Source organism: Candidatus Acidiferrales bacterium (assembly GCA_036514995.1).
GTDB lineage: Bacteria > Acidobacteriota > Terriglobia > Acidiferrales > DATBWB01 > DATBWB01.
Genome location: DATBWB010000033.1, coordinates 1 through 4,030 on the forward strand (window position 1 = coordinate 1; position 4,030 = coordinate 4,030).

The window sequence follows — 4,030 nt, forward strand, 5'->3', positions numbered from 1 at the left end:
GAGCTCTATCGGTGGCTCTGGGCTGGCCGCTCAAAAACCAGAGCAAGAACAGAACAAGGAAAACAGCCCCTGCCACCAGGAATAGAACCAGTTCGTTCATAGCCCCACCGCCTTCCGCAAGACGGCGCGGACTTCGCTCCAGGCCTGCGACCAATGAACGAGGCTTCGCTCAGATACCTCGAGCGCGACAGTAGCCGATTTGGGATTCGGTGCATAAGACCACAGCGCCCAGGCCCACACTCCCAGCATGCCAATGAAACTGAGCGGGCGAATGAGACGCCAGTAAGGGAAGAAAGATTTCACCAACTCGAGCGAGGCAAAGTTCACGATAGCAACTGAGACGTACATCCCTAGGCCCAATGCCATGCCCCAGGTATTGCGCCCCAAGGGAAGACCGTAGTACCGAGCCAAAAGGAGAGTGGCCATGAGCAGGGCTGCCTGGACGAACCCAGCCTTGCGTTCCAAATCAGCAAAGAATAGGCCAGCACTCTTGCTGCCGAAAAAAAGGGCTACGGTCAAACCCACGAGGAGGATCAGGAGCAGTTGGCCGACAACTCGACGGACGGCCAGAGGGGACGAAAAAGTCTGACGGAACACCTCCCACGTGACAAAGAACCACAGTAGGACGGCCGCAGCATCGCTGAGCCAGTATGTGATTGCGTATCCTGAAAACTGGAGGTGTGCAAGGGCAAAAAGGATTAAGGAACGGATGAAAACATAACCCAGATAGACATAAAAGAACGGATAATGTCGCCACAGACGCGTCCGCAAGCCGCGCCATAGGATGAGCACTTCCAGCACGAACCCGAAAGTGAAAATCAGATAGTCGAAGTGAGTCATGAGTCGTAAACTCAGTGCCAACTGGTGACCCAATCCTAGCACAAAAAAACGGGGGTGCTTTGGCAGCACCCCCCGTAGTGGCACCGAATCTGGTTAACGCCCCCTTAGACAACCCACGGAATGGGCGGCGGAGGAAGTGGGTCGTTGGCCACCAGGACAGGTGCGTCGCTCCAGTACAGTACTGCCCCCGTGGCCGCGCAAATAGTTGCCAGACCAAGGATTACCACCAGGATTAGCTTGCGAAGTGAGTTCATGGAATCTATCCTCCTTGTTCAAAGTGGAATCGGTCGTAAGTTAACCACGGAGACGGCCAGCCGGGTGCCCAACCTCGGTTTGTTCAGTCAACTGAACAAGAACTGCCGACTGGCTGAATCGGTGGCCAATGTGGTAGATAATATTAGGGATGGCTGTTGTTGACCCACTGAACAAACTGATGAGGCATGTGAGGAGGACCCTCTCGTCGCTGCCTTCGTCAGCCGCTCAGTTGATCTATCTATCCTCGCTGCGAGATCCCTACACAGGGCGTTATCTGCACGAGGGCTGGACTACAATCGGCTCGCCCGAAGAGGTGAACTGGGCAATCAGCCATATCCATACGGAGACATTCAGCAGCGTGGTCGAACTCAAGCTGGAAGTCCTGTGTGGGGAACTAAAGGAGCACTTCGAATCCTTGGGTGGTTCGGTGCAACAAATGGCGGCGACGTGGCTGGAGCTTGAGCCTTATCGGGAGATGCAGCCGCGCCGCTGCTCGCCCGTCGAGCGGCGGTTATTTATCTCTCAGATGCGGGCGGCCTTGGGAGTTTTGGTGCGTTCGCCCGACCTGGCTGTCCTGGGGGAACAAGCCGCATCGCAATCCCGACGACCTGCCCCACCACCTCCGCCTCATCGGGGCAATTGAAGCTCTCAGCCGCCACCGACGACATGGGATGCGGAAGCAGGGTCAGGCGGGAGCCTTCGAGCTGGCACCAGGCGCAGCGGTAGCCGTTGTGTAACTCTATGAAATAAATGGGCCTGTCGAACTCGCTCTGCCAGCCCTGACCGAGCACCCGGCGACGGCGGTCGTCAATCATCACCAGCGACCCCGGTCGTACCAGCGGATACAGGGTGAAGTCCCCGAGGCCGATGTAGCCGTACATGTGCCGGCGGCGATTGAACTGAAGGAGAAAGGCAACCGGAACTTCTCCCCAAATCTCGACCAACCGGTTCACCAGTTGGGTCGTGTCCCACCGGAAACTCGGGTCCAGACGAACGGGCAGCGTGACGGTGGTGTCTTTGCCGTAGATCTCAGCAGCGATCGGGTGAGTTACATCGAGCCGCAGGAGGCTTTGGTAGTACCGGGTGCGTTCAGGATCCAGTCCAAAGCGGCGGAGAAGATCGATGAAGTCGATGCCGTAAATGGCGCAGAGGCTGAAGAGCTTGAACGCGCCCGGTAGGGTGTTTTCATTTTCGATTTGTGCCAGACGAGCCGCGGAGATGTAGAACTCGTAGTTCTTTTCGGCTTGCGCAATACGGGCGCTGGCCTCTTGCACTTCCCGCACGCCGAGATTCAGCTTCTCTCTGACTTCTTTGAGATATCTGCCGGGAATAATCCCCATCGGGAACGAGATTATACGACAACCGGAAGCGTGGACAAAGCCCCTGCCTCAAAGATTCAAAAAACTGTTCAGTTGACTGAACACTTTTCCCGCCTGCTCCTCTTTTGCCCAACTGGGGATGCCGTTAACTGCCTGGAAGTGCGGCAGCAACCGGGAGCCCAGAGAAAGACGGTTACTCAAAGATTCGCCCCCTGTTCAGTTGACTGAACACTTTTACCGCGTACCCCTCCTTCACCCATCCTGGGGATATTGTTAATGGGTGGACTAAGGGTGCATTCGCTTCCCGAGCGATCCCGCGAGGGCGGGACGGTAGGCTTGAGCGGCCGCTACTCTTTCTACTCTACGCCCTCGCGTTCTTAACCCTGGGTTTCAGTGCGGCACAAAGAGGAGGGTAGCTCTTGCAACAAAGCATTCAGAAGCTGAGCGAAACCTGCCACGAGATGATTAATCTGGTGCAGGTGCTCATTGGCCAGGCGCTGATCCTGCAAATGAACGTCGGCGACAGCGCCGAAACGCAGGCGCGTCTCGACATCCTTTACAACAAATGCCAACATCTCAAGACCCTCCTGGATCAACACCGGGTCGCACTGCTCGAACTGCGGCAGGCCGCAGCTGTTGATGAACGAAGCTGAATGAGGTGGCCCCTGTGGCCGCCGACGTGGAAATCTCCGGTTCGTGAGGGACTCATGGCAGCCTTGACGCCAACGGCCAACACTCCCCCGCCGGGAGCGGAGCGGCGAAGAAGCCAGCGGGTCCTTTTGGTCATACCGGTGGAGGTGGCGTGGATCACAAGGGAGGGCCTGCGCCTCCGGGAGCATGCCGAGACCGTGATAGTGAACGCGCACGGCGCCCTGCTGCGCATGAAAACGCTCCTTCCCATTTCGGAGGAAGTCGAACTGATGCGCCCCCGCACAAGCCAATCAACTCGGGCGCGGGTGGTGTGGGCTGGCGACGTCGCCGAAGAAGATGAAATGACGCGAGTCGCTGTCGAGCTTGCCGTTCCGAGCGAGACCTTCTGGGGCGTCAGCATCCCACCGCTGCCCAGCGCAGTTCCTACCTAACATACGGCAGGACTCCCTCGACCCTTCGACACACCCAGGGCAAGCTTTCACCCCGACTGAGTCGGGGTTCAGCATGACGACACCATTCAACCTCGCCTCGGACAAGCCGGCTCTGCCCTGGCGTAGGCGGAAGGTTCGACTTTTCGTGGGTGGAGATGGACGCGCGGGAACCCCATGCCCGAAAAAAGAAACCCCGCGAGGCATTCGCGGGGGTTATCTCAGGATGTCCTTTGACAATCCGACCAGAGCAGCTTTAGCCCCTTCTCGAGACCGAACGAAGACTCCGCTTTGTGAGGAACGGAGTGGGCAATCAAGAACTCGGTCACCGAACCCGAGGAGATTGCCGGATTCTTTAGAAAGGAGGTGATCCAGCCGCAGGTTCTCCTACGGCTACCTTGTTACGACTTCACCCCAATCATGAACCATACCTTGGGTGTCTGCCTCCCTTGCGGGTTAGCGCGACAACTTCTAGTACAGCCCACTTTCGTGATGTGACGGGCGGTGTGTACAAGGCCCGGGAACGTATTCACGGCG

5 protein-coding genes and 1 rRNA gene are annotated in these 4,030 nt (G+C 57.6%); 2 read left to right on the plus strand and 4 right to left on the minus strand.

The features are described 5' to 3' along the window. Positions 1-96 precede the first annotated feature (96 nt). The 3 genes from VIH17_02700 to VIH17_02710 form a co-directional block, all read right to left on the minus strand. Positions 97-840 carry a hypothetical protein gene (locus tag VIH17_02700; GenBank protein HEY4682140.1) on the minus strand — a complete coding sequence of 248 codons (744 nt, stop codon included), beginning with the start codon at positions 838-840 and terminating at the stop codon, positions 97-99. Positions 841-944: 104 nt separating this feature from the next. Next, positions 945-1,094 carry a hypothetical protein gene (locus VIH17_02705; protein HEY4682141.1) on the minus strand — a complete coding sequence of 50 codons (150 nt, stop codon included), beginning with the start codon at positions 1,092-1,094 and terminating at the stop codon, positions 945-947. Positions 1,095-1,610: 516 nt separating this feature from the next. Beyond that, a complete protein-coding gene (locus VIH17_02710; GenBank protein ID HEY4682142.1) occupies positions 1,611-2,435 on the minus strand; it encodes a helix-turn-helix transcriptional regulator in 825 nt (274 codons plus the stop codon). 398 nt (positions 2,436-2,833) lie between these two features. Between VIH17_02710 and VIH17_02715 the strand changes: the two genes are divergently transcribed. Then, positions 2,834-3,067, plus strand: coding sequence for a hypothetical protein (locus VIH17_02715; protein ID HEY4682143.1), 234 nt, complete (start codon positions 2,834-2,836; stop codon positions 3,065-3,067). 54 nt (positions 3,068-3,121) lie between these two features. Continuing rightward, positions 3,122-3,496 (plus strand): hypothetical protein, encoded by a 375-nt coding sequence (locus VIH17_02720; GenBank protein ID HEY4682144.1) that lies wholly within the window; start codon positions 3,122-3,124, stop codon positions 3,494-3,496. Positions 3,497-3,852: 356 nt separating this feature from the next. Here the strand turns inward: VIH17_02720 and VIH17_02725 are convergent. Further along, positions 3,853-4,030 (minus strand): 16S ribosomal RNA (locus VIH17_02725); the annotation flags it as partial.